This is a genomic window from Bacillus sp. F9_6S_D1_P_5 (assembly GCF_054823925.1).
Map to the genome: position 1 here is coordinate 206,757 of NZ_JBTREW010000007.1, position 25,142 is coordinate 231,898.

Annotated in this window: 24 protein-coding genes and 1 pseudogene; 21 read left to right on the forward strand and 4 right to left on the reverse strand. The window is 33.9% G+C overall.

What is annotated here, in order from left to right; translation table 11 throughout:
- Positions 1-208: 208 nt before the first annotated feature.
- Entirely contained in the window at positions 209-1,321 is a 1,113-nt protein-coding gene (locus ACUXEY_RS11205; protein WP_461300692.1) for an RNA-guided endonuclease TnpB family protein, read from the reverse strand.
- A 360-nt stretch (positions 1,322-1,681) separates the two neighbouring features.
- Here ACUXEY_RS11205 and ACUXEY_RS11210 point away from each other — a divergent pair, with 360 nt between their 5' ends.
- From ACUXEY_RS11210 to ACUXEY_RS11280, 15 genes and pseudogenes are all read left to right on the forward strand, one after another.
- Positions 1,682-3,985: a glycoside hydrolase gene (locus tag ACUXEY_RS11210; RefSeq protein ID WP_461300693.1), complete on the forward strand. Its 2,304-nt coding sequence runs from the start codon at positions 1,682-1,684 to the stop codon at positions 3,983-3,985.
- Between the two features lie 305 nt (positions 3,986-4,290).
- The gene (locus tag ACUXEY_RS11215; protein ID WP_461300694.1) at positions 4,291-5,292 is read left to right on the forward strand and encodes an LCP family protein; all 1,002 of its coding nucleotides are present in this window, start codon (positions 4,291-4,293) and stop codon (positions 5,290-5,292) included.
- A 79-nt stretch (positions 5,293-5,371) separates the two neighbouring features.
- Positions 5,372-5,838: pseudogene (locus tag ACUXEY_RS11220) on the forward strand (sensor histidine kinase); the annotation flags it as partial.
- Positions 5,839-5,938: 100 nt separating this feature from the next.
- The gene (locus ACUXEY_RS11225) at positions 5,939-6,760 is read left to right on the forward strand and encodes a peptidoglycan-N-acetylglucosamine deacetylase (RefSeq protein WP_166704553.1); all 822 of its coding nucleotides are present in this window, start codon (positions 5,939-5,941) and stop codon (positions 6,758-6,760) included.
- Between the two features lie 14 nt (positions 6,761-6,774).
- Positions 6,775-7,431: a YkyA family protein gene (locus ACUXEY_RS11230; protein WP_461300695.1), complete on the forward strand. Its 657-nt coding sequence runs from the start codon at positions 6,775-6,777 to the stop codon at positions 7,429-7,431.
- A gap of 158 nt (positions 7,432-7,589) precedes the next feature.
- The gene (locus tag ACUXEY_RS11235) at positions 7,590-8,270 is read left to right on the forward strand and encodes an MgtC/SapB family protein (RefSeq protein WP_087959543.1); all 681 of its coding nucleotides are present in this window, start codon (positions 7,590-7,592) and stop codon (positions 8,268-8,270) included.
- 70 nt (positions 8,271-8,340) lie between these two features.
- Entirely contained in the window at positions 8,341-8,889 is a 549-nt protein-coding gene (locus ACUXEY_RS11240) for a GNAT family N-acetyltransferase (RefSeq protein WP_208326613.1), read from the forward strand.
- Between the two features lie 298 nt (positions 8,890-9,187).
- Positions 9,188-10,996 carry an IucA/IucC family protein gene (locus tag ACUXEY_RS11245; protein ID WP_166704551.1) on the forward strand — a complete coding sequence of 603 codons (1,809 nt, stop codon included), beginning with the start codon at positions 9,188-9,190 and terminating at the stop codon, positions 10,994-10,996.
- A 58-nt stretch (positions 10,997-11,054) separates the two neighbouring features.
- Positions 11,055-12,893: an IucA/IucC family protein gene (locus tag ACUXEY_RS11250; protein ID WP_461300696.1), complete on the forward strand. Its 1,839-nt coding sequence runs from the start codon at positions 11,055-11,057 to the stop codon at positions 12,891-12,893.
- Positions 12,880-14,118: a 3,4-dihydroxybenzoic acid-AMP ligase AsbC gene (asbC, locus tag ACUXEY_RS11255; RefSeq protein ID WP_461300697.1), complete on the forward strand. Its 1,239-nt coding sequence runs from the start codon at positions 12,880-12,882 to the stop codon at positions 14,116-14,118. The genes ACUXEY_RS11250 and asbC overlap by 14 nt, the downstream gene beginning before the upstream one ends.
- Positions 14,115-14,390: a petrobactin biosynthesis protein AsbD gene (gene asbD / locus ACUXEY_RS11260; protein ID WP_166704548.1), complete on the forward strand. Its 276-nt coding sequence runs from the start codon at positions 14,115-14,117 to the stop codon at positions 14,388-14,390. The genes asbC and asbD overlap by 4 nt, the downstream gene beginning before the upstream one ends.
- 23 nt (positions 14,391-14,413) lie before the next feature.
- The gene (locus tag ACUXEY_RS11265; protein ID WP_461300698.1) at positions 14,414-15,409 is read left to right on the forward strand and encodes a DUF6005 family protein; all 996 of its coding nucleotides are present in this window, start codon (positions 14,414-14,416) and stop codon (positions 15,407-15,409) included.
- A gap of 25 nt (positions 15,410-15,434) precedes the next feature.
- Positions 15,435-16,277, forward strand: coding sequence for a sugar phosphate isomerase/epimerase family protein (locus ACUXEY_RS11270; protein ID WP_274431311.1), 843 nt, complete (start codon positions 15,435-15,437; stop codon positions 16,275-16,277).
- A gap of 127 nt (positions 16,278-16,404) precedes the next feature.
- Positions 16,405-16,611, forward strand: a complete 207-nt coding sequence (locus tag ACUXEY_RS11275; RefSeq protein ID WP_000113545.1) for an alpha/beta-type small acid-soluble spore protein — start codon at positions 16,405-16,407, stop codon at positions 16,609-16,611.
- A gap of 234 nt (positions 16,612-16,845) precedes the next feature.
- On the forward strand, positions 16,846-18,075 hold the full coding sequence (locus tag ACUXEY_RS11280; protein ID WP_461300708.1) for an MFS transporter: 1,230 nt from the start codon (positions 16,846-16,848) through the stop codon (positions 18,073-18,075).
- A gap of 53 nt (positions 18,076-18,128) precedes the next feature.
- Here ACUXEY_RS11280 and ACUXEY_RS11285 read toward each other — a convergent pair whose 3' ends face one another.
- Entirely contained in the window at positions 18,129-18,743 is a 615-nt protein-coding gene (locus ACUXEY_RS11285) for a LysE/ArgO family amino acid transporter (protein WP_461300699.1), read from the reverse strand.
- A 118-nt stretch (positions 18,744-18,861) separates the two neighbouring features.
- Between ACUXEY_RS11285 and ACUXEY_RS11290 the strand changes: the two genes are divergently transcribed.
- The gene (locus ACUXEY_RS11290) at positions 18,862-20,304 is read left to right on the forward strand and encodes an aminotransferase-like domain-containing protein (RefSeq protein WP_429602235.1); all 1,443 of its coding nucleotides are present in this window, start codon (positions 18,862-18,864) and stop codon (positions 20,302-20,304) included.
- 12 nt (positions 20,305-20,316) lie between these two features.
- Entirely contained in the window at positions 20,317-20,484 is a 168-nt protein-coding gene (locus tag ACUXEY_RS11295) for a DUF3933 family protein (protein ID WP_144611042.1), read from the forward strand.
- A gap of 258 nt (positions 20,485-20,742) precedes the next feature.
- Here the strand turns inward: ACUXEY_RS11295 and ACUXEY_RS11300 are convergent, their stop codons facing one another.
- Positions 20,743-21,708 (reverse strand): patatin-like phospholipase family protein, encoded by a 966-nt coding sequence (locus ACUXEY_RS11300; protein WP_461300700.1) that lies wholly within the window; start codon positions 21,706-21,708, stop codon positions 20,743-20,745.
- Between the two features lie 87 nt (positions 21,709-21,795).
- Positions 21,796-21,936: a YjcZ family sporulation protein gene (locus ACUXEY_RS11305; protein WP_000540419.1), complete on the reverse strand. Its 141-nt coding sequence runs from the start codon at positions 21,934-21,936 to the stop codon at positions 21,796-21,798.
- 224 nt (positions 21,937-22,160) lie between these two features.
- Here ACUXEY_RS11305 and ACUXEY_RS11310 point away from each other — a divergent pair, with 224 nt between their 5' ends.
- From ACUXEY_RS11310 to ACUXEY_RS11325, 4 genes are all read left to right on the forward strand, one after another.
- Positions 22,161-22,913 carry a YwqG family protein gene (locus tag ACUXEY_RS11310; protein ID WP_461300701.1) on the forward strand — a complete coding sequence of 251 codons (753 nt, stop codon included), beginning with the start codon at positions 22,161-22,163 and terminating at the stop codon, positions 22,911-22,913.
- A gap of 146 nt (positions 22,914-23,059) precedes the next feature.
- Positions 23,060-24,220 (forward strand): transglutaminase domain-containing protein, encoded by a 1,161-nt coding sequence (locus tag ACUXEY_RS11315; protein WP_166704541.1) that lies wholly within the window; start codon positions 23,060-23,062, stop codon positions 24,218-24,220.
- Positions 24,221-24,323: 103 nt separating this feature from the next.
- A complete protein-coding gene (locus ACUXEY_RS11320; protein WP_166704540.1) occupies positions 24,324-24,521 on the forward strand; it encodes a DUF4083 domain-containing protein in 198 nt (65 codons plus the stop codon).
- A gap of 30 nt (positions 24,522-24,551) precedes the next feature.
- Complete coding sequence (locus tag ACUXEY_RS11325) at positions 24,552-25,013, forward strand: NUDIX hydrolase (protein ID WP_166704539.1); 462 nt, start codon at positions 24,552-24,554, stop codon at positions 25,011-25,013.
- The last annotated feature ends 129 nt before the right edge of the window (positions 25,014-25,142 follow it).

Here is a 25,142-nt window from a genome sequence, read left to right on the forward strand (position 1 = left end):
ATTTGCTTTTATAAGTAGTGAGCATGAAAAAACACTACTTATAAAAGCAAGTTACAGTTGTCCATAGTGAACTACCCACCACTTAGTACCTCTTACGAGCTTACTTGAAGTAGGGGCTTCTCGGTTCATCGCTACTTTTGATAGCTAACGAATTTGTCCTAGGACAGCCGAGCTAACTCCCTTGTTCCAAAGGTTATTTTATTACTATTTATGCCAACACTAATAAGCGGATGGCTTCCTTTTTGATATTGATTGCTGCATTATAATCACGGCCAATTGTGAGTCCACACAAACACGCATACGTGCGTTCACATGACGGCATTTCTTTTTTATTTCCACAATTACTACACATCTTTGTAGAAGGAAACCATTTATCTATTTTTACAAGCTGTTTTCCTTGTTCTTGTAGCTTATATGCTAAAAATGTCGTGAACATCCTCCAACCGTTGTCCGCTACACTCTTACCAAATCTAAATGCTCGTGACATTCCTTTCATATGTAAGTCTTCGATTGCTACAACGTCAAAACTCGTAGCTAATTCTTTAGACTTATGATGAAGAAAATTTTTACGTTGATTGGCGACCTTTTCATGCAATTTCGCTACACGAATGCGTTGTTTATTCCAGCGTTCTAAACCTTTCACACGTCTTGCTAATACTCGTTGTGCCTTCGCTAATTTCTCTAACATCTGACGATAAAAGCGAGGATAATTGGCTTTCTCATCTTCGCTACTCACGTACAATTCAGCCATTGCGAAGTCTAATCCAACTACACGTTCTACTTCTTTTGGAGTGATTTCTTTTTCATATTCGGTCAAAATAGATACGTAATACTTACCAGTAGGTGTCATCGAAATCGTACACGATTTGATGATATGTTTTGGCGGGATTTCTCTATGTTGCTTCAGTTTCACCATTTTCAACTTTGGTAATTTGATATAACCATGAAATAACATAATATTTTCATTTACTCGATTCGTTGTATAGGATTTTCTACTCTTTTTACTTTTGAATTTAGGAAAATCACTTTGACCACTAAAAAAATTCTTATACGCAGTTTGCAAGTTTAATTGCGCGTTGGCCAATGTCAATGAATCAACTTCTTTCAACCATTCATACTCTGTCTTATATTTTACAGGAGTAGGGAATTTTTCTTTCTTTAGCTCTTCCTTGTTCTCTTTATATTTTTCATATACTTCTATTCGTTCAGCCAGCATTTTATTATATACAAAGCGTACACACCCGAACGTTTTACGTATGAGATGTGCTTGTTCTTCTGTTGGATACAGACGAAACTTGTACGCCTTATTCTGCTTTGGCATATCCATTCACCTCATTTTCTGCTTCATTTTCCATAAGCTATGACGGTGATCACACAACCTGAACACTATAAGATTATTATCTACTTTCATTGTTATACCAAACCCCCCTCTTATAAGACTGATTATATTAGAGGCGAAATAAATAGGAAAAACAAATGTTTGGCTACGCCAAACCGAAATTCATCTCCCACCTGTCGCTAGACTATCGTCTTTCACACGACTGAGGAAGGAGACTTCTTTCGGATAATATGTTAAATATATTTTTAATACGTAAAACAGAGCTAGCGTTATGCTAGTTCTATTTTTTTGCCACATTCCTGTAACAAAGCCCCTGTATATTCAGTGGTGGAGGTGCAGAAAATGAAAAAAATGATAGCAATATGCCTGTTTACAACTATGTCATTTTCGACATTAGCTGGGTGTGATGTAAAAGGTAATAATGCTGTACAAGAGTCTAAAATAAAGAAAGCGACGTATAAAGAGTTTACTTACGATGTAAATCCAGAGACTTTCACGTTAACTGTAGAACATGATGGTATAAAGGAACAGGCGTCACAGCCGTTACCGAAAATGAAGGTGTCAAATGTAAAAAAAGACAAGGGGCGTACATCTTGGGAATATCCAGATCAAAAAGTAAAAGTGAATGTAGAAAAGAAAAAAGATCATTTAAATATTGATGTGGAATCAATTGGTGCAGAAAGCTTCACATGGCCGAAAGTACAAGCTGAAAATTATACACTTCCGTTATGGGAAGGAAAGCAAATTCCGAGTAATGATGAAAATTGGAAGAAGTTTTTAAAGGATGATGCATATTCATTTGCTGAATCATTTTCTATGAAGTTTTTTGCGTTAAATGGTTCGAAATATTCCATTGTATATATTGCGAACAATATGTTTAATAATGAATTGAAATTTCATTCGAATCCGAAAATAGGATTTGATTTTATACATGAATTCCCGAGTATAAATAAAAATAAAACATATGGATTTCAATTATATGTGACAAATAATGATGCAGTCAGTATTGCTAAACTGTATAAGGATAATATTACTGGAAAAGGTGAATTTAAAACATTACAAGAAAAAGCTAGAAAAAATAAAGAGATTGAAAAACTTTATGGTGCGGCTCATTTTTATTTTTGGAATCAAAATGGTTTGTCTGACAGTAACGTAAATTGGCCGAAGATAAGAGAGCAAATAAATAGTCCTGTATTTAGTCATATAAAAGAACTTATTCAAAAGAATAGTTCGGAGCCTGGAGAATTGAATGTATTTGAGCAAGTAAGTAAACAAGATTTCATTGATAAGTACCAAAGAAATGTGATTTTGCGTTATATAAATGAAGTATTATCAATGAAGGAATTGTATAAAGAGGATATTTTCCGAAAAGTTGATCGGAACGCTAGTGAGTTATTAAACAAAGGTGTAGATCATTTATCGAACATGGAGTTATATAACTTAAATAAGCATGTATTAAAATCAGCGCTCGGGGATGCGATTGAAGACGTAAGTAAATGGGGTAACGCAGATGGAACGGATATTATAAAGGAAATGAAAGCAGCAGGAATAGATAATGCATGGATTGGTTTACCAAACTGGGAACAAGGCTATATGCAGCCTAATTTCGTGACAGAAGCTAAGAAAATGGGATATTTAGTTGGTCCGTATGATTCTTACCATTCTATTCATGAAAAAGCTGATAAAAATTGGAATACAGCTTCTTTTCATAATCCATCGTTATATGAAGAGGCAACTGTGACGAAGAAAAATGGTGAAAAGGTGCAAGGGTTTTTAGGAAGAGGGCGAAAATTAAATCCAACTTTATCTCTTCCTAGTGTAAAAGAGCGAATGAACGATATATTACAAAATGGGCCTAAATACAATTCATGGTTTATTGATTGTGATGCAACAGGGGAAATTTACGATGACTATTCGGCTAAACATATAACGACACAAGAACAAGATTTAAAAGCAAGACTACAACGTATGGATTATATTGCGCAAGAAAAAGGTATGGTAGTTGGATCTGAGGGTGGAAATGATTTTGCAAGTAGCACGATTGCTTTTGCTCACGGCATTGAAACACCTGTTATTAAATGGGACGATGAAGATATGAGGAAAAACAAAACAAGTCCGTATTATGTGGGTGGATATTGGTCACCGAATCAAAATGTGCCAGAAAAATATGCAAAACAAGTACCGTTAAAAGAAGAATATAAAAAAGTATATTTAAATCCAGTATATTCGGTACCTTTATATAAATTAGTATACAATGATTCAGTTATTACAACACACCACTGGGAATGGGGAAGTTTGAAAGTAAAAGATGAAGTAGGAAACCGTATGCTATACGAATTATTGTATAACGTTCCTCCGTTGTACCATTTAGATGAAGTAGAGTGGAAAAAGCATAAGCAAGAAATTACGCACCATCTGAAAGTTTGGAATGAAGTTCATGAAAAGGCAGTAAAAGAAGAAATGACGAACTTTGCATATTTGTCAGAAGATAAATTAGTTCAATCTGCTTCTTATGGAAAAGATATTAAAATTATTGTGAATTTCTCGAATGAAGAAATAGAAATAGACAAGACGAAACTAAAAGCAAAATCCGCTTTCATTAATAATTATGGGAAGAAAACAATGTATACACCACTTGAGAAATAATATGAAATGTATTGTTGCATTACTAATTTTGTTCCTTAATCTTGCGGACTTTTTAGGTGGAAATCGAGCGATTCGAAACAAATACATTTATAAATCTGTAATTTAGGATGTTTTGAAGTGCTAAATATTTGAAGTTGGAAAATAGTGACTTGCTAAAAATAAGTACGAGAGTATAATGTGAAATGGAGTACATATTGGATTCATGCAGTAACCTTACAAAATTGTAAGGTAATTGAAAGGAAATTCAATATGAAGAATACTAGACATACATTATACTAGGGAAAGAGAAAGAGAGGCGAATGGATATGAGCTCTGAATTAGAACAAAATACGAGAAGCAGAAAAAAACGTTCTAAAAGAAAGGCGATAAAATGGTTCATTATAATTCCATTGTTCTTACTTATTTTTGGAGGAGTAGGGTATGGATCGTTAATATATAATAAAGCAAAAGCAGTTGTAAGTGATGCGTATGCAAAAATTGATAAATCATCAAAACGTGATAAAGAAGTTGAGCCTTTAAAGGATAACATCTCCATTTTAATTATGGGTGTAGATGGTAGTGAAATGCGAAAAAGTCAATACGGTGAGGCAGTTCGAACAGATGCACTTTTATTAGCGACAATTAATAAAGATGATAAGTCAGTTAAATTAGTAAGTATTCCACGTGATTCACGTGTTTATATTCCATCTAGAAAAAAATTAGATAAAATTACCCACGCACACGTATTTGGTGGTGTTGAAAGTACACGAGATACAGTGGAAAGATTTTTAAATGTTCCTGTTGATTATTATGTGAAGTTTAACTTCGAATCATTCGTACAAATTGTCGATTCACTTGGTGGTATTGATATTGATGTACCAGTTACTTTCACAGAGCAAGATAGTAAAGACCAAGCAGGTATGATTCATTTAGAAAAAGGCTTCCAACATTTAAATGGAGAACAAGCACTTGCACTTGCAAGAACACGTAAAATTGATAGTGATGCAATGCGTGGACAAAGACAACAACTTGTAATAGAAGCAATTGCTAAAAAAGCGATGTCTGTCCAATCAATTAGCAAAATGGGCTCTTTACTTGATGCGGTTGATAACAATATGAAAACGAACTTAACTTTCGATGATATGCTTGCTATTACAAAAAATATGGCAGGATCTAACTTGGAAATGGAAAAAATGCAAATTGAAGGTACGGATAAACGTATCGGTGGTATTTATTATTACACTCCAAATGAAAAAAATGTGAAAGACATTTCAAATAAATTGAATCAGCATTTAGGTGTAACACCAAAACCAGTTCGAAACGAATAATAAAAAAAGATTGGCCTTTGCCAATCTTTTTTTATCGAATGGATTTGTAACTTTTCTGTAGCGATTTTATATTTTAGAAAAATTATACTTAAATCATTTCAATTTATATAAACAAAAGGTGCAAATATACGATATACTAGAGGAGACGATTTGGCAATTAACTCCTAACGCTGAAGAGAAACAAATTCAATTTATTCATAAGATAGAAAGAATTGAATTGATGGGAGATCGAAATAGGCTAAAGCAAATTTTCTTGAATATTGTTCAAAATGCTATTAAATATTCACATGAAAAAGGTACAATACGCATTGAAGCGAATAAAAATGAAGGACAAGCAGTGATAAAGGTGAAAGACGAAGGGATTGGAATTGCTAAAGGGCATTTACCATATATAGAACAGTCATTTTACCAGATTAATAACCGTGCTACAGATGCTGGTCTTGGTTTAGCTATCATTAAAAAATGGTAGAGCTTCATGGAGGTACAATTAGTATTATAAGTAAAGAAAGAATAGGAACAACCATTTGGATAAAACTCCCATTATAATACATATAAAGTCTGTTTATATAGTGTAATAAAGTAAATAGATGTATAATTATATTGGGTGATTTATATATAAGATTAATAGGGAGAGGAATTCGATAGAATGGAAAAAGCTTTAAAAATTAAACGAGTAGTAGTCGTTTTAATAGCGATTGCAGCAGTAGCTATTGGGTATTTCATGTTTCAATCCATTACTTCACCAGCAAAGGCTGTTGCAAAACAAGAAAACGTAGTACAGCTTGCAAGTGAACAACCGAAAGTAGAAATGAATAAAACGGCACCAAGTCGTTTTAATGGGAAAGAAAGAAAAGTTGCTTATCTTACATTTGATGATGGCCCAGGGAAATATACGGCTGAATTGTTAAATATGTTAAAACAGCATGATGCGAAGGCGACGTTCTTTTTAATCGGAGCAAATGTAAAAGAATTTCCGGATTTAGTGAAACGTGAAAATGCAGAGGGTCATTATGTGGGTATGCATAGTATGACACATAATTTTGCAAAGCTATATAAAAATGGTGAGTATGTAAATGAGATGAAAGAAGATCAAAGCTTAATCGCAAATATTATTGGAAAATCACCTAAATTAACACGTCCACCATACGGTTCGATGCCTGGATTAAATGAAGGTCTTCGAAATAAAGTGGTAGAGGGCGGTTTTAAAGTATGGGATTGGACAATTGATTCATTAGATTGGAAATATAACAAAATGCAAGTTGATGCAGCAGCAGCACAAATTGCTCAAAATGTATTAACAAATGCAACAAAGCCACAGGAAGTTATTTTAATGCATGACATTCACCCACAATCAGTTGCTGCTGTGCCAGCAATTTTAAAGGGGTTAAAAGAAAAGGGTTATGAGTTTGAAGCTTATCATGAAGAGAGTCACTTCCCAGTGAATTTCTGGCATGATAACCGTATGTAATGGAGGAATGAACGTTGAAGTATGGAAAAGTAGCAGTAGTTGGAGCACTATCAGTAGGACTATTAACAGGTTGTTTCGGTGAAAAACCAGAAGAAAATCTTTATACAGCTTTTGAAACGGCTGCAACAAAAGAAAAATCATTAGTTGATGAAGCGAAGAAGTTAGAGAAGTTAGAGAAGGAAGGGCAAGAGCTATATTCTCAAATTTTACAAGAAGGTAAAGATCATAATGAAGCTGTTATGAAAAAGATAGAGCAAGCTACAGCAAATGTAGATGAACGTGAAAAAGTATTAAAAACTGAGAAAGACATGCTAGAAAAAGCTCAGAAAGAAACGAAATCTGTGCAAGGAAATATAGAGAAGCTTGAAGATAAGAAGTTACAAAAACAAGCGAAAGCAGTAGAAGAGTCGTATAAAAACCGTTATGATGCATTCCAAAAGATGAATGAAAATTATACGAAGGCGTTAGCGTCTGAAAAAGAACTGTATGAAAAATTAAAAGTAAAAGAAACGAAATTAAAAGAGATTGGTGAAAAAGTTAAAGCTGTTAATGAATCAAATGTGGAAGCACAAAAATCAAAAGAGCAATTTAACAATTTTACAAAAGAGTATAATGACAGTAAATTAGCATTCTACAAAGATGCAGAGATTAAGATTAAAGATCAAAAATAAAGAAGAATTTTCAGCGTAATAAAAAGCCGGAGAAACATCGTCACAAATGTTTTTTCGGTTTTTTACGTTAAATGAATAGAAAAGACTGGAATTGATATCATAAAAGAGTTATAGTGAATTATTCTAAGGGAAACATTGTAAAGTAAGGAGATTGAAATATGTCATATGAATTTTTAATCAAATTAGGTTTAGCGCTCTTTTTAGGATTATTCATCGGGATAGATAGGCAGCTAAAGAATAAACCGCTTGGTGTGAAAACAAGTATGGTTATTTCTGTAGCAAGTTGTTTAATTACGATGGTTTCAATTGAATCTGTACATGTATATTCTGTTCCAGGGCATACAAATATGGATCCAATGCGTCTCGCTGCTCAAATTGTGAGTGGGATTGGTTTTCTTGGGGCAGGTGTTATTTTACGAAGAAGTAATGACGTTATTTCTGGATTAACGACAGCTTCTATGGTGTGGGCTGCGTCAGCTTTAGGTATAGCAATTGGGGCAGGATTTTATTTACAAGCGACGGTTGCTATGATTTTAATTATTTTAGCGATTAATGTACTTCCGCAACTTGTGAAAATTGCAGGTCCGTATTCATTAAGACAAAAGGATTTATCTATAAAAATTACTGTAAAAGAGCATCATGAGTTAGACGGTATATTTAAGCAAATTAAAAATTTAGGAATGCATGTGAAACGCGTAAAAATTAAAGATATAGATAGTGGAGCATTTCAGCAACTGGAGATGGTTATTTTAGCTCCAGAAGACTTGTATACGACGGAGTTATATAGTTCCCTAAAAGAGATTGATCGTGTTGTTTCAGTTGAAGTGGAAAGTAGATAATGGTGATAAAAAAGAGTGAAGTGAATTCACTCTTTTTTAATTTGGATTTTTAAGGAAAGAAATTGATATAATGGTGAATAACAAGGGGGGAGAAATGATGGAAATACATATTAGAAGAGCGATAAAAGATGATATACCAGGTATAGCAAAAGTACATGCTGATAGCTGGAAAACAACGTATAAAGGGATATTTGCCGACGAAATTTTAGAAAATATAACATATGAGAAACGAGAAAAACAATGGGAAACCATTTTTCAACAAGAAGATAAATACCAATATAGATTTGTAGCAGAGACGTTAGATGGAACAATAATCGGATTCATTGACGGGGGAGTTGAAAGAAGTGGTGCGTATAATTGTGATGGGGAATTATATGCGATCTACCTTTTACAAGAGTATCAAGGAATGAAAATAGGACAAAAGTTATTTCAAGCTTTACTATCGGAATGTATAAACAATGATATGCAATCACTTTTAGTATGGGTTGTTACGAATAATCCTTCTAAAAAGTTTTATGAAAAATTTAATCCAGAAAAAATTGATACAAAATTTTTAGAGCGAGTACAGGTAGAAGAGACAGCATATTGTTGGAGAGATATAAATAATATTATTATGTAAACTTTATGTTTGAAAGAGGTATACCAATTAAGGTATACCTCTTTTGTTTAACTATTTTGGATAGATTACTAATGAAAAGTAGTAAGTATATAGTTTGAAATTGAGTATTTTTTTCTTGTATTTTTAACTAGATTAAAGAAAAGAGAGAAAACAAGAAAAATTAAATCAGATAAAAAAATTCTGAAATATACTATTGAATTGAATATCATTATCAATTAGAATCAAAGTTGATAACGATATTCAATTGTTGTTTATAGTATAAAATTTCGATAGCTTTAATATAAAGAGGAGGACCAGTATGCAGCATGCGAAACAAATCGCAGAACATGCAACGTTACAAAGTTTTTTAAACTGTTATTTAAGAGAAACAGGGAGTGGAGAATGGATTACAGAGGATGAAAGAATGGAAAGTATCTTCAGTAATACATTGAATAGAGATACAGTCCCCACATATTTATGTTGTCGGCTATCGGCACAGAACGTTACTTTGTATGGAGAAGTTATATATAAATCAGCAACAGATCGCCATTTGTTTGGAGAACAATTTTATTATCAAATTGGAGATAGTAATTCTGCTATTAAAGCTGATTACGTGACAGTTATTACATTCTTAATAAAAGAGATGTCTATCAACTACGGAGAAGGGACGAATCCTGCCGAACTTATGCTTCGAGTTATACGTAGTTGTCAAAATATTGAGGAATTTACAAGAGAGAGAATAGAAGATACATCTGCATTATACGGTTTTCATACGTCCTTTATAGAGGCGGAGCAATCTTTATTATTTGGACATTTAACTCATCCAACGCCAAAGAGTAGACAAGGTATTTTGGAATGGAAAAATGCAATGTATTCTCCAGAATTAAAAGGAGAATGTCAGCTTCATTATTTTAGAGCACATAAAAGTATAGTAAATGAAAAATCATTATTATTTGATTCTGCAACAGTAATTCTAAAAGAAGAGTTACGTAATGATGAGATGGTTAGTAAAGAATTTATATCGAAGTATTGTAGGGTAGATGCATATTCATTACTTCCAATACATCCGCTTCAGGCAGAATGGCTATTACACCAATCTTACGTACAGGATTGGATAGATCAAGGAGTACTTGAATATATCGGTCCTGCCGGTAAGTGTTATATGGCAACATCATCACTTAGGACGTTATATCATCCAAAATCAAAGTATATGCTTAAGTTTTCATTTCCAGTAAAAGTAACAAATTCAATGCGCATTAATAAATTGAAGGAACTAGAGAGTGGTCTTGAAGGAAAAGAAATGCTAAATACAGCAATTGGTGAAGTGTTAGAACAATTTCCAGGATTTGATTTTATTTGTGATCCAGCATTTATTACATTAAATTACGGGGCAAAAGAATCTGGATTTGAAGTAATTATACGAGAGAACCCTTTTTATAGTGAACATGCAAATGACGCTACTTTAATTGCTGGACTAGTGCAAGATGCTATACCGGGAGAACGTACTCGTTTATCGAATATTATTCATCAACTAGCGGATTTAGAAAATAGAACCTGTGAAGAAGTAAGTTTAGATTGGTTTAGGCGATATATGAATATTTCTTTAAAGCCGATGGTATGGATGTACTTACGTCATGGTGTTGCGTTAGAAGCTCATCAGCAAAATAGTGTTGTTCAGCTAAAAGACGGTTACCCAGTAAAATATTATTTCCGTGATAATCAAGGGTTTTATTTCTGTAATTCAATGAAAGAGATGCTTAATAATGAGTTAGCTGGTATTGGAGAACGTACTGGAAATTTATATGACGATTATATTGTAGATGAAAGATTTCGTTACTACTTAATTTTCAATCATATGTTTGGACTGATTAACGGATTTGGTACAGCTGGATTAATTAAGGAGGAAATTCTTCTCTCGGAATTAAGATCTGTACTTGAATCATTCCTTCCTTATAACCGTGAACCTTCGACCTTTTTAAGAGAATTGTTAGAAGAGGATAAGTTGGCATGTAAAGCAAATTTATTAACGAGATTTTTCGATGTCGACGAGTTAAGTAATCCTTTAGAACAAGCAATTTATGTACAGGTACAGAATCCGCTCGTTAGAGAAGTGGCTGTCCGTTCATAAAGCACGTTAAAATTTCACGTAATACAAATAATGGTATTTTCATAAGGTGGAGGGGGTTATGAGAGTGGACATGTGTCATATGAAAACATTGAAAGCGCTCGAATCAGAAGATTACATTTTAGTGCGAAGAAGGGTATTACGTCAATTAGTAGAATCGTTAATTTATGAGGGAATCATTACGCCAGTTCGTATAGAGAGCAAAGAACAAATTCTTTTCCTTATACAAGGACTTAATGAAGACGACAAAAGTGTAACGTACGAATGTTACGGAAGAGAACGAATGACATTTGGACGTATTTCTATAGATTCATTAATAGTGAGAGTTCAAGAAGAAAAACAAGAAATACAATCAGTTTCGCAATTTTTGGAAGAAGTTTTTCGAGTTGTTAACGTAGAACAAATGAAATTAGATTCTTTTATTCACGAATTAGAACAAACGATATTTAAAGACACGATTGCACAATATGAAAGACACAATAAGGTGAAATATACTCAAAAATCATACGATGACTTTGAAAGTCATTTAGTAGATGGTCACCCATATCATCCTAGCTATAAAGCACGTATTGGATTTCAATATCGTGACAATTTTCAATATGGATATGAGTTTATGAGGCCAATAAAACTTATATGGATTGCAGCCCATAAGAAATATGCGACTGTAGGTTATAAAAATGAAGTGATTTATGACAATATTTTAAAAAGTGAGGTAGACGAGCCTACATTAGAACTGTATATGGAACGAATTCACAGTGCGGGATGTGATCCAAAGCAGTACGTGTTTATACCTGTTCATCCTTGGCAGTGGGAAAATTTTATCATTCCCAATTACGCTGATCATATACAAGATAAAAATATTATTTATGTAGGAAAATCAGCGGACAATTATTGTGCGCAACAATCTATGAGGACGTTAAGAAATATTACGAATCCAAAGAGACCATATGTAAAGTTATCACTGAACATACTTAATACTTCAACACTCCGTACGCTGAAACCATACTCAGTTGCGAGTGCACCAGCTATATCGAATTGGCTAAGTGATATCGTAAGTCGGGATTCTTATTTAAGGAATGAATCGCGTGTAATTTTGTTAAAGGAATTTTCGAGTGTAACGTATGATGAGAATAAGAAAGCAACATATGGTTCATTAGGGTGCATTTGGCGTGAAAGTATTCATAATTATTTAGATGAGCAAGAAGATGCTGTACCTTTTAACGGATTATATGCAAAAGAGAAGAACGGGACACCGGTTATTGATACATGGTTAAACAAATATGGGATAGAAAGTTGGCTGCGATTACTTATTCAAAAAGCAATTATTCCAGTTATACATCTTGTTGTAGAACATGGGATCGCATTAGAATCACACGGACAAAATATGATTTTAGTTCATAAAGAAGGGTTACCTGTCCGTATTGCATTAAAGGATTTCCATGAAGGACTTGAGTTTTATCGTCCATTCTTAAAAGAAATGAATAATTGTCCCGACTTTACTAAAATGCATAAAGCGTATACGAATGGAAAAATGAATGATTTCTTTGAAATGGATCGTATCGAATGTTTACAAGAGATGGTATTAGATGCACTGTTCTTATTTAATGTAGGAGAATTAGCTTTCGTACTTGCGGATGAATATGAGTGGAAAGAAGAAAGTTTTTGGATGATAGTGTTTGAAGAAATTGAAAACCATTTTAGAAAATATCCACATTTGAAAGATAGATTTGAAAGTATTCAGCTATACACTCCTACATTTTATGCTGAGCAATTAACGAAGCGTCGATTATATATGGATGTGGAATCGCTAGTTCATGAAGTTCCAAATCCATTGTATAGAGCAAAACAACTTAACAAACAAAAATCAGTTGTTACAGGGGGAAATTATGCTAATCGTTAATAAAGAAGAGTATAGCAAAAGTGATTTTGATTTGAGGTTTCAAGCTTATGAGGAAATGGAACAATTTCAAGAAGCAGCAGGAAATAGATTTGCGCTTTGCCTGAAAGATCCATTTGATATTATTACGCTTGTGTTTTTCTTAAAAGAAAAGAAATCATCCGTATTACTTATACATGAAGATACGCCAAAAGAAACGGCTATTGAAATGGCAAAGCGAGCAAAGTGTATCGGAATTTTATATGGAGAAAATAGCGATTTTACAAAATTAGAAGTAGTGAACTCTTTACTAGAAGAGCCATCTTTATTGCAATATAGTTCTGGAACTACAGGAGAACCGAAATTGATTCGTAGAGCATGGACGGAAGTTGATACAGAAATTACTGCATATAATGTAGCTTTAAACTGTGAAGTGGATGAAGTACCGATTGTTATGGCTCCTGTTTCACATTCATATGGATTAATATGTGGAACATTATCTGCAATTACGAGGGGAAGCAAACCGATCATCATTACGAATAAAAACCCAAAATTCGCCTTAAATATAGTTCGCAATACAGAAAAACATATTATATATGCAGTACCACTTATGTTACATATTATGGGGAGTTTCCCGCAAGGAACGTTTCAGTTTCATAAAATTATGACATCCGGTGCGCCTTTGCCAGAAGCATTGTTTTATAAACTAAAAGAAACGACAACATATATGATGCAACAATACGGTTGTTCTGAAGCAGGGTGTATTAGTATATGTCATGATATGAAGAGCCATTTAGATTTAGGAAATCCACTACCTCATGCGAGTATAAATATAGGTTCAGATGAAAATATACCTGAAGAAATCGTAGTGAAAATGAACGATAAAGAAATTTTCACGAAAGATTTGGGATATAAGTCTGAGCGAGGCCTTCATTTTATGGGGCGCATGGATGATGTGATTAATGTTTCAGGATTAAAAGTCTTTCCGATAGAAGTAGAAGAAACGATGCTTCGACTAGAAGGTGTTCAAGAGGCAATCGTATATCGAGGGAAACATCCTGTGATGGGCGAAATAGTTAAAGCGAAAGTAATCTCTTATATTGATCCAGTTCGAATAAGAGAATGGTGTATACAGCATTTACCAGCTTACAAAGTTCCGCATGAGATTGAAAGTGTAACTGAAATTCCGAAAAATAAAACTGGAAAAGTAAGTAGAAAGTTACTAGAGATGGGAGAGGTTACAACATGAGACGTGAAACATTAAAGAATGAAGTTTTGAAAATTATGAAAGAAAAAATGGAATTAAAAAATGTAACACATTTAGAAGAAACAATGCGTTTAAACCAAGATTTATATATAGATTCGGTAATGATGTTACAACTCATAGTTTACATAGAAATGGATGTAAAACTATGTGTTCCAGAGGATGAAGTAGATCCAAAAGCATTTCTAACTGTAGGATCTTTGCTTGATTTTATGGAGGAATTACAGCCGTTACAGGAAGTGAATGGAAATAACTAACCTTTAGGAAAGTGGATGAGAACATGACTTCAATTAAAGTTCACTGTTTAGTGAGTTGTTTTTGTGAAATTATAAAAAGGCGTAGCGATATAGATTTTCGTCCTTTTTATTTTGGACTATGGGACGGAGATTTTGATATAACTGAAGGTGGCATTATTTCGTATCACTCCGAAAATATTAACCATGATAATTATTTATTATGGTATGAAAAATTGTATGGAATAAAAGTGAACGAATGGTATAATCATGCAGAAGATAAGGATAGAAATGTAGAAACGTTTTTACAATTAGTAGAAAACAAGCCAGAAAATCGTTATGTCATTGTAATGGTTGATATGTCTTTATTACCTGAGAGGGAAAATAAATTCCATCAAAAACCGTTTCCGCATTATTTAATGATATCAGAGACAGAGAAAGAAGAAGAATGGTTCATGCTAGATCCTGATTTTCGCTGGGAAGGGAATATGGAAAGAGAAAAAGTGCTTCACTCTGTTCAAGATAACCCATTTGGCGGAGGGTATTACATTGATATAGAGGAAATTCAAGAGCCAACAGAAGAAATGGTAGCAAGTTATTTCGTAGAAACTTTCAAAAGAAATGACAATGAACTGACTATGGAGCTGAAAAATGTAATTATAAAAATGGCAAATGAAGAAGATGGGTATTTGCTTTCTGGTCTTGTAGCGGCAGTAAAACAAATACCAGTACTTGCAATTCGTAAATATAGTTATGAACATGCCTTTGCATACTTCCGTGAAACGTTGCAATATTCGGAGCAAGAGTTTGATTATTGGTGTGATCGGGTAGAAGATATTGTACAAGGTTTTACAAATGTACAGTATCGTGCAATTAAAATGTCAATGATGAATAATAAAGATATGCTATTATCAATTGTTGAAAAGCTGGATGAAATGAATGCAATTGAACTGCAAATAAAGGCTGAATTAGAGAAACAGTTTTTATTATGGAAAGAAATGAAAACAAACGGGTCTGTCTTAGCATTAAAAAAACCTAACTGAATTTAAGATAAGGGAGTTCGAACCTATGAAATATTCATTATGTACTATTTCTTTTCGTCATCAATTAATTTCATTTACTGATATTGTTCAATTTGCATATGAAAACGGTTTTGAAGGAATTGAATTGTGGGGGACGCATGCACAAAATTTGTATATGCAAGAGTATGAAACGACAGAACGAGAATTGAATTGTTTAAAGAATAAAAACTTGGAAGTTACGATGATAAGTGATTACTTAGACATATCATTATCGTCAGATTTTCAAAAAACGATAGAGAAATGTGAACAACTTGCAATACTAGCTAATTGGTTTAAAACGAACAAAATTCGTACGTTTGCTGGACAAAAAGGTAGCGAAGATTTCTCGGAACAGGAGAGAAAAGAGTATGTGAACCGTATTCGCATCATTTGTGAAGTATTTGCTCAGCATAATATGTATGTACTTTTAGAAACACATCCAAATACGTTAACGGATACGTTGCCTTCTACTTTGGAATTATTAGGAGAAGTAGATCATCCGAATTTGAAAATAAACCTGGATTTTCTTCATATATGGGAGTCAGGAGCAAATCCAATAGACAGTTTCCATCAACTAAAGCCTTGGGTACAACATTACCATTTTAAGAATATATCGTCAGCAGATTATTTACATGTGTTTGAGCCTAATAATGTATATGCAGCAGCGGGAAGTCGTATTGGTATGGTCCCACTATTTGAAGGTATCGTAAATTATGAAGAGATTATTCAGGAAGTGAGAGATACTGACCATTTCGCTTCACTCGAATGGTTTGGGCATAATGCGAAAGATATATTAAAAGAAGAAATGAAAGTATTAACAAATAGAAAGTTAGAAGTAGTAACTTCTTAATATAAAATGATGTAAGAGTCTCTCATTGTAGAGACTCTTTTTTTAAAATGAAAAATTAACCAAAAATTACCATGTATTTAAATTGAAATTTAACACAATTTATATATAAATAAGGAGGTGATTGGTAATGGCTAGAAATCGTAATTCTAATCAATTAGCATCACATGGAGCACAAGCAGCTTTAGATCAAATGAAATATGAAATTGCACAAGAGTTTGGTGTACAACTTGGAGCTGACACTTCTTCACGTGCGAACGGTTCTGTAGGCGGTGAAATTACAAAACGCCTAGTAGCGATGGCAGAGCAACAACTTGGTGGCGGATATACTCGCTAATTGTAGAAGGTTATAGGAGAAAGGAAGGATTCTTCCTTTCTTTTTTTCAATTAATTGGTATGGATATATTGCGAACTGGATTCAAAGAATAGGAATGATACTATATTTTCCCCAATTTCTTTTGTTGTAAATGGGAAGTAGTAAAGATGTAATAGCCCTGGTGGAATGAAAAATTACGTTCCAGCAGGGCTATTATATGGTAAGAAATATATGATGAAAGGTTCCGAAGTCAACATGTTAAAAAAAGAAAACTGTTGTTTAATTGCGCTTGCATCAGTTCCACTTGTTATGACATTAGGGAATTCAATGCTCATTCCAATCCTGCCGACTATTGAAAAGAAATTACATATTTCATCATTTCAAGTATCCATGATTATTACAATTTACTCTATTGTAGCCATTTTACTTATACCGATTGCTGGTTATTTATCAGATAGATGGGGACGAAAGATGGTAATGGTTCCGAGTTTGCTCATTGCGGCTATAGGAGGAGCGATAACTGGTTGGGTATCTTGGAAAGTTGATAATCCTTACACTTGGATATTGATTGGTAGAGCAATTCAAGGTATTGGTGCTGCTGGTGCAATGCCAGTTGTTATACCGTGTGTTGGTGATTTATATAAAGATGAAAAACAAGTTAGTACAGGTTTAGGAATCATCGAAACATCCAATACATTTGGAAAAGTACTGAGTCCTATTTTAGGATCTGCTCTTGCTGCAATTGTATGGTTCTTACCATTTTGGGCGATTCCAGTTTTATGCGTAGTATCTATTGTTTTATTACTTGTTCTAGTAAAGGCGAAGAAACAAGAAGGAGAAGTACCGCCACTTAAAGAGTTTATCAAATCTATTCTCTCTACGTTTCGAGAAAAGGGAAGATGGTTGATTGCCATTTTTGTATTAGGTGCAATTATAATGCTTATTTTATTTGGAATTCTCTTTTATTTATCGACTATACTGGAATCAAAGTATGACATTCATGGTATATGGAAAGGATGTGTACTTGCTATTCCGTTGCTTGTACTGTCACTTAGCTCATATATGGCCGGTAAAAAAATTGGAGATAATCAAAATGTTATGAAGAAGTGTATTTATATTGGTTTTTTAATGGCAGCTGCATCAGTCATCATTCCTTTATTTATAAAAGGGATCTATTTACTACTTCTTTGTCTCGTTATTATGGGGATAGGAATTGGAATGGCACTCCCATGTTTAGACGCCCTTATCACACAAGGAATTGAAAAGGAGCAAAGGGGAACGGTTACGTCCTTTTATAGTTCCATGCGATTTATCGGTGTAGCAGCTGGACCACCTTTATATTCTTTTTTCATGAAAGGTGCTGACCATGAAGTGTTTTATGTAACAAGTATATGCGCTTGTATCGGTGCTGTTATAGCAATCATTTGGATTAAACCAGCAAAAGATACAAAGACGGTAAAACAGAAAACGGAACCTACTTCATAATTTGTAAGAGAATTGCATGATGTTTTTAGGGACATGCAATTCTCTTTCGTTCATTAAGAATAAATAACTTGTTTTAACATATAAAGCGCGACACCCCATATGATGAGACCAGAAATTTTATTTAATAACACGATTGTCTTTCCGGTTGAGTCCATTCTTTTTAGAAATTTCCCCGCGAAAGCTAAGCTTATAAACCAAATCCAAGAAACGATAATAGTTGCAAGTGTGAAAGCACATTTTTCATTTCCTATGTATTGAATAGAATTTGTTCCAATTACACCGATTGTATCTAAAATTGCATGTGGATTTAATAACGAAACCGATGCGGCGAAAAGAATTTGCTTTTTTAATGGCATACTTTTTTCTTGTTTTACATCGTTGGAAGGGTTACTTCTCCAAATAATAAAGCCCATGTATAGGAGAAAGAAAAATCCAATTATATATAACGAGTTTGTTAGCCAAGAAAAAGTAAGGAGTACAAGGGAGACACCTTGCACCGCAATCAATATGAGTAACGTATCACATATTGAGGCAGTTAATACTACAGGGGCTGCTCTCCAAATGTTTGGTTGGCTCGCACCTTGGTTAAAGACGAAAACATTTTGGACGCCTAATGGAATGATAAGACCAAATGCAAGAATGATACCATGAATAATTGCCTCACTCATCATATTACCTCCTATTTAAATTTATTATGATAGTGTATATTGTATAGAAGAAATGAAAATTTGTATCCATCCATATGGTTGGGGAGGTTACCAACCAAAAAGAATATAAGGTGATATGATGGAAAGATTCGTTTGGAAACCGAATATGTCTCTAGCGACTCCTATGTATAAACAAATAGAAACATATATTAAGGAAAGAATCGTTAATGGTGAATGGACTGTTGGAACGAAATTACCTTCGCAAAGAGATTTGGCACATATATTTGGTGTGAACCGGAGTACAATTGTAATGGCTTTCGATGAACTAGTGGCAAAGGGGTATATTGAAGGGAATGGCAGAAAAGGAACAATTGTTGTAAATAATAATGAGAATGCTTCCATATACGCCCCCCCGCCTAATTGGCAGTCTTATGTAGAAACAGGACTTCATTATCCAAATCTGCCTGCTATTCAAGAAATTAATCAAGCTGAATTTTATCCGCATGTAATTCGTTTAGGAACAGGTGAGCTCGCGCCAAGTCTTTTACCTGAAAAAAAGATGAAAGATATTATGAATAAGCTTTTAAAGTCGAACATGATACTTGGATATGAAGAACCGAAAGGGAATTTTTATTTAAGGAAGAAAATTGCGGACTATTTAAAAGGACATGGTGTATATGTAACGCCTGATTCTATATTAATTGTTTCAGGGGCAATTCAAGCGTTGCAACTTATTTCTATGGGGCTTCTACCAAAAGGGGCATCTATTTTATTAGAAAAACCATCTTATTTATATTCTCTTAATGTTTTTCAATCAGCAGGAATGCGATTAATTGGTATACCGATGGATGAGAACGGTTTACATGCATCATATATTCCAAAATATAAGAAGCAATTTAATGCATCTATTTTATATACAATCCCGTCTTTTCATAATCCGACGAACGTTAGTATGAATGCGAAGAAACGGATAGAAGTAATGGAAATATGTAATGAAATTGGATTGCCTATTATAGAGGACGCGGTATATCAAGACTTATGGTTTGATGAGCCTATTTCAAAGCCTTTAAAAGCATATGATAAAAACGGAATTGTACTACATATTGGGAGTATGTCTAAAGTCATTAGTCCAGGATTAAGAATCGGATGGATTGTTGGATCAGAGCCAGTCATTCAAAGATTGGCAGATATAAAAATGCAAACAGATTATGGCTCGAGTTCTATATCCCAGCAAATTGCAGCGGAATGGTTTACAAATGGATTGTATGATGAACATTTACAGTTTGTAAGAACTCAGTTGAAAAAACGTAGAGATTTTATGTTACAAATGTTAGAGAAATATTGTTGTGATATAGCAACTTGGTATGAACCAGTAGGTGGTTTTTATATTTGGTTACATATGAATGTACCCGTTTCAAACCGTAGCTTATTTGACAAAGCTTTGAAAGAAAAGATTTTATTAAATCCAGGTACTTTGTATGATAGAAGTGCAAATCAATTTTTGCGCTTATCCTATTCATACGCAACGTTAGAAGAAATTGAAATAGGTATAAAAAAACTTGCACAATTAATGAAAAAGTAAGAGGAGAAAACAATGAAACAATATGTAATTTGCCAAATTATCAATGGAGATAAATATTTAGCTGCATATGCGGAGACGAAGCAAGAAGCAATTGAAAAAGCAGAGTTGTTAGGATTACGAACGGGAAATCGATATACCGTTATTACTGCGGAAGAAGCGCAAGGGTTAACGTATCCGTAAGAGACGCATAATAATTTATCCCGCGTTAACGGACAGTAAAACTCCCACCTCAAAATTCAGTTGGAGCAAAGATGTTAGGTGGGAGATCAACTGTCCGTAAACGTCCGATTGGTTCAACTAATAATCAGTGGGGGATAAACACCCCCCACTGATTAAAGTTTCACTTTATGCAGGAAGTCAAATAAGCCTAGTAATATATTATTACTAGGCTTATTTTTTTTGAAAGCGTTACGTGTTTTCGTATGGAAAATAATAATATTATGAGTCAAGTTGACGGAAATACCTATTTGTTTTTCGGTCCTGATTTCCGTTTCTATAGTCATCAACGTATTGCCTGAAGTTCCACGATTGTAAAAACTTATTTGCGGCATTATAACCAGAATTGTATAGCCACTCTTTTTCTTCCTTTGTTAAGTCGAAGTTTGTACTAGTAATGGTTCCTGTTGGAATTGTAATTGTTCTTGCTTTTGATTCTTTGTCTAAATGACGTAAATCATGAGCTTGCATCATTGTTTTAAAAAGTCCTTTGAACATGGAGATAGGCTCGTTATAGTGGGCAGGATCAGCTTGAATCTCATCTTTTACGAAATGAAATCCAAAAGTTGGCCAGCGAGGAGAGGAAGGTGAGTCGAAAATCCAAATTGGATAATTGCTTAAAATTCCTCCATCAACCATATAACAAGGTTGCTTCCATTTAGGGGTTCTCCATTTTACAGGTTCAAAGAAGAAGGGAATTGTACTACTCATTCTTACAGCTTTAGCAATAGAGAAGCGATAATTTAAAAATCCATAGTTTGGTAAGTCGTCAGGAAAGATAACCATTTTACCATTACTTATATCAGAGGCGATAATTTTCAGCTTATTTAAATCAGGTAAATCTGTAAATAAGTGAACTCCTTTTTTTCGAAGTAATTCTTCAATCCATTCTTCTATAAATATATTAGAGTAAACACCAAGAGTAGTCCATGCGCTTAGTCCTTTTCCGATAAAGGCGATTCTGTCAATAAAGGTTCTCTTCGTAAATTTATCATAATCGATATCAGTTATAATCGTTTTTAACTCAGAACAAGAATATCCTGCTGCTAGGAGCGCAGCGATAATGGAACCAGCTGATGTTCCAGCTACACGCTCCCATTCATAACCTTTTTCAGCTAACGCGCAAATTGCCCCTACATGCGCAATTCCGCGTACACCGCCTCCTTCAAAAACACCATCAATCTTCATTAATCATACTTCCTTTCACATAAAAGATTTGAAAATGGCAAAAAAGCACGTATTGTACGTGCTTTTTTACAATAGTTTTTAAATTTACTAGCAGCCTACAAAGCCGCCCCAACAGCTAGCTCCAATGATGATTAGAAGGATAAATAAAACGATTAATAAAGCGAAACCTCCATAACCACAACCGCCGCCACCGTATCCGTAACCACAGCAACTATATCCGTAACCCATGTGGAATTCCTCCTTAAATTAAAAATAAAAATGAACGAGGGGAAAATGTACTGGACGAAATAATGAACTATCGTGTTTGTAGGAACAATGTATACTATGCTTTTTTTAACTTGTTCGCGTATGGAGGAAGAGCCCGTTTTTTTGAAGGCTTGTTGTTTTTACAAAGAATGGAGTATAATCTTTGTGCGATGATACAAATAAGTATGTAAATGTAAGGAGAATTTATGAAAAATAAAATTGAAGTATTAATTGATAAATATGAACTGACACATTTAAAAGAGGAACTTATGAATACTGTATTCTCTTGTGTGAAAGTTGTGCCAAAGCAGGAGGGAACAGTAGCGATAGGTAGTTCTAAAATGGGAGGCGTTCCTGATTTACCAGATTCATTTGAATACCCAATGCACAAAGGAAATCCGTTACAGTTTATCGCTCAATTTAATTTGAATGATTTACAAAATGTTAGTATGGATCATGATCTTCCTAAGGCGGGGATGTTATATTTCTTTAGTATTGAAAATTACTTTGAAGAAGATGTGAATCCAACTGAAGCGGGGCGTGTACTTTATTATGATGTTCCTGTAGAACAATTGCGAAGAGCCGATGAATTGAAAACGAATTATAACGAGTGTGCAACTACTTTTGAACTGACATATAAATTGCCAGAGCTTTTTATTGAAGATGAGGCGGATTCAGATCGATTCTTACAATTGCTTGAAGAGTTAATTCCAGACAACTACGATAACCATCAAATGTTTGGTGAGCCATTCTCTGTACAAGATGAGGTATTGCATGAGACTGGACAATATATGGAAATAGACCCGCAGCAAATGACGCTTTTATTCCAAATTGATTCAGATACTAAAAATTGTAATATGATGTGGGGAGATTTAGGGATGCTTTATTTCTGCATTGGAAATGAAGACTTAAAAAATCGACGCTTTGAAAATGCATGTTGTGTATTACAAACTTGTTAATGAAAAAGGTTGTTCTTGTAAAAAGAGCAACCTTTTTACAATGTTAAATATGCATAATCTCATATGACCTATACGAGAAAGTATTGTATACTCTGAAACTATACGATACTTTTTTCGTATAGTTATAGAATGTAAGGAGTGACGAGATGGGAAAGACAAGTAAGTATGTGACAGCTACCCTGCTTTGTTCAACTATAGTAATGGGAGGCTTACACGCGTCATCAGTATCTTATGCAGCTACGAATCCGACTGTAGCGACAACACAATCAGATACAAAGCTTTTAAATGATTTCAGAAAAGAATTAAAAAAACAGGTTGATAATCGAGAAGAAAATATTACAATCACATATAAAACGAAAGATAGAAATGCTAGAAATGTTATGGATCAATTGTATGGCGAGTTTAATATAATTGTAGATGCAGATGAGTATGTAAAATATAATGTAGCCTCTACTAAATATTCTATTAAAGGGCTACCAGGAAACTATACGTTTACACTGCAAGTGAAATACCGTGAATCAAAAGAGCAAACACAATATGTAAAATCACAGGCAAAAGCAATTATCGGTTCAATTGTAAAACCTGGAATGGATGAGCATGAGAAAGTAAAAACTATTCATGATTACGTTGTAAAACATGTATCGTATGATACGTCTTATAAAGCGTATACAGCATATGAAGCATTAGCAAATCGTTCTGCCGTTTGCCAAGGATATACGTTATTAACATATGAATTGCTAAAAGAAGCGGGTATCCAAAACCATATTGTAACAGGTACAGGAAATGGACAAGCTCACGCATGGAATTTAGTGAACATTGAAAACAAATGGTATCATCTTGATACTACATTCGATGATCCAGTACCCGATAAAGCTGGGCGCGTAACATATTCATATTTTAATATGTCTGATGAGCAATTAAGTAAAGATCACGACTGGGATCGCAGTAAATATCCAGCGGCAACTACAAGTTACTTTAATGAATTAACAAACAAAATAAAAGCGGGTAGTTCAAAGACTGCTGCGTATGAACAAATGTTAAAAGAAACAAATTTAAAATATTTATCTGCACAATACGGGGCAGAGAATTACAGTGAATTTAAGAAAAAATTACAGCAACAATTCGCTTCTAAGCCAGAGAAGGTAGAAGTACGATATAAGCAATCCATGGATGGAACAATGCAAGATATAAAGAAAGTATTAAATGAAATAAACTGGCCAAAAGGTGCAAAGCGTGTATCTTATGAAGTAGCACCTTATAGTGCGATGGCAGATTATTCATTAGTGACAATTACATTTACGTATTAAGTAATGAAAAAGAGCATCTGTAAAAGGTGCTCTTTTTATTATGTATCACTTTAAAAAACAGAATTGTGTGATAAAATGTAAAAAGGAAGGATGTGGAATCTGATTGAATTTGTTCGAAAGTAATATTTTTACATTGATATATACTTGTTTAGTAATCGGACTTATCGTTTTGTTTTTCCTATCATTTACTTTGTTCCTTAAAAGATTATTGCAAAATATCGCTGCAAAAAAACAGCATGAAATTAATATGAATAAGAAGCTAGATCAAATTATTGAATTGCTTGAAAAAGATAAGAAATAATGATAGAAGACGTATGAAAAGGGGAAGAGGATGGCTAATTATATAAAAGAATTACGTGAAAAAGTAGGGCACAACTGTGTTCTCATAAACTTTGCAGGTGGTTGTGTGTTGAATGAACATGGAGAAGTATTGCTGCAAAAAAGAGGTGATTTTAACGCTTGGGGATTTCCTGGCGGTGCAATGGAAATTGGAGAATCTGCCGCAGAAACCGCGATTCGAGAAATAAAAGAAGAAACAGGTTATGATGTAGAAATAAATGAGCTTATCGGGGTGTATACAAAATATTTTCAAGCATATCCAAATGGAGACAGAGCCCAGTCAATTTTAATATTCTTTTCATTTTCAATTACCGGAGGAGAGAAAAAAATAGACGGTGATGAAACGTTAGATTTGAAGTTTTTCCCGCTAAATAACATGCCACCATTGTTTAATCAACAACATGAGGATTGTTTGCAGGACTTACTAGAGAAAAGAATAGGGGTATATCGTTAACAAAAAAGAAGCTAATGAGATTAGCTTCTTTTTTCAGAGTGTTGGGAAACCCTGAAGGGGTTCCCAACACTCCGGAATCTTTTTTGATTTTAGTGAAAGAAAACAATATAAAATCATAGAATTTAGAAA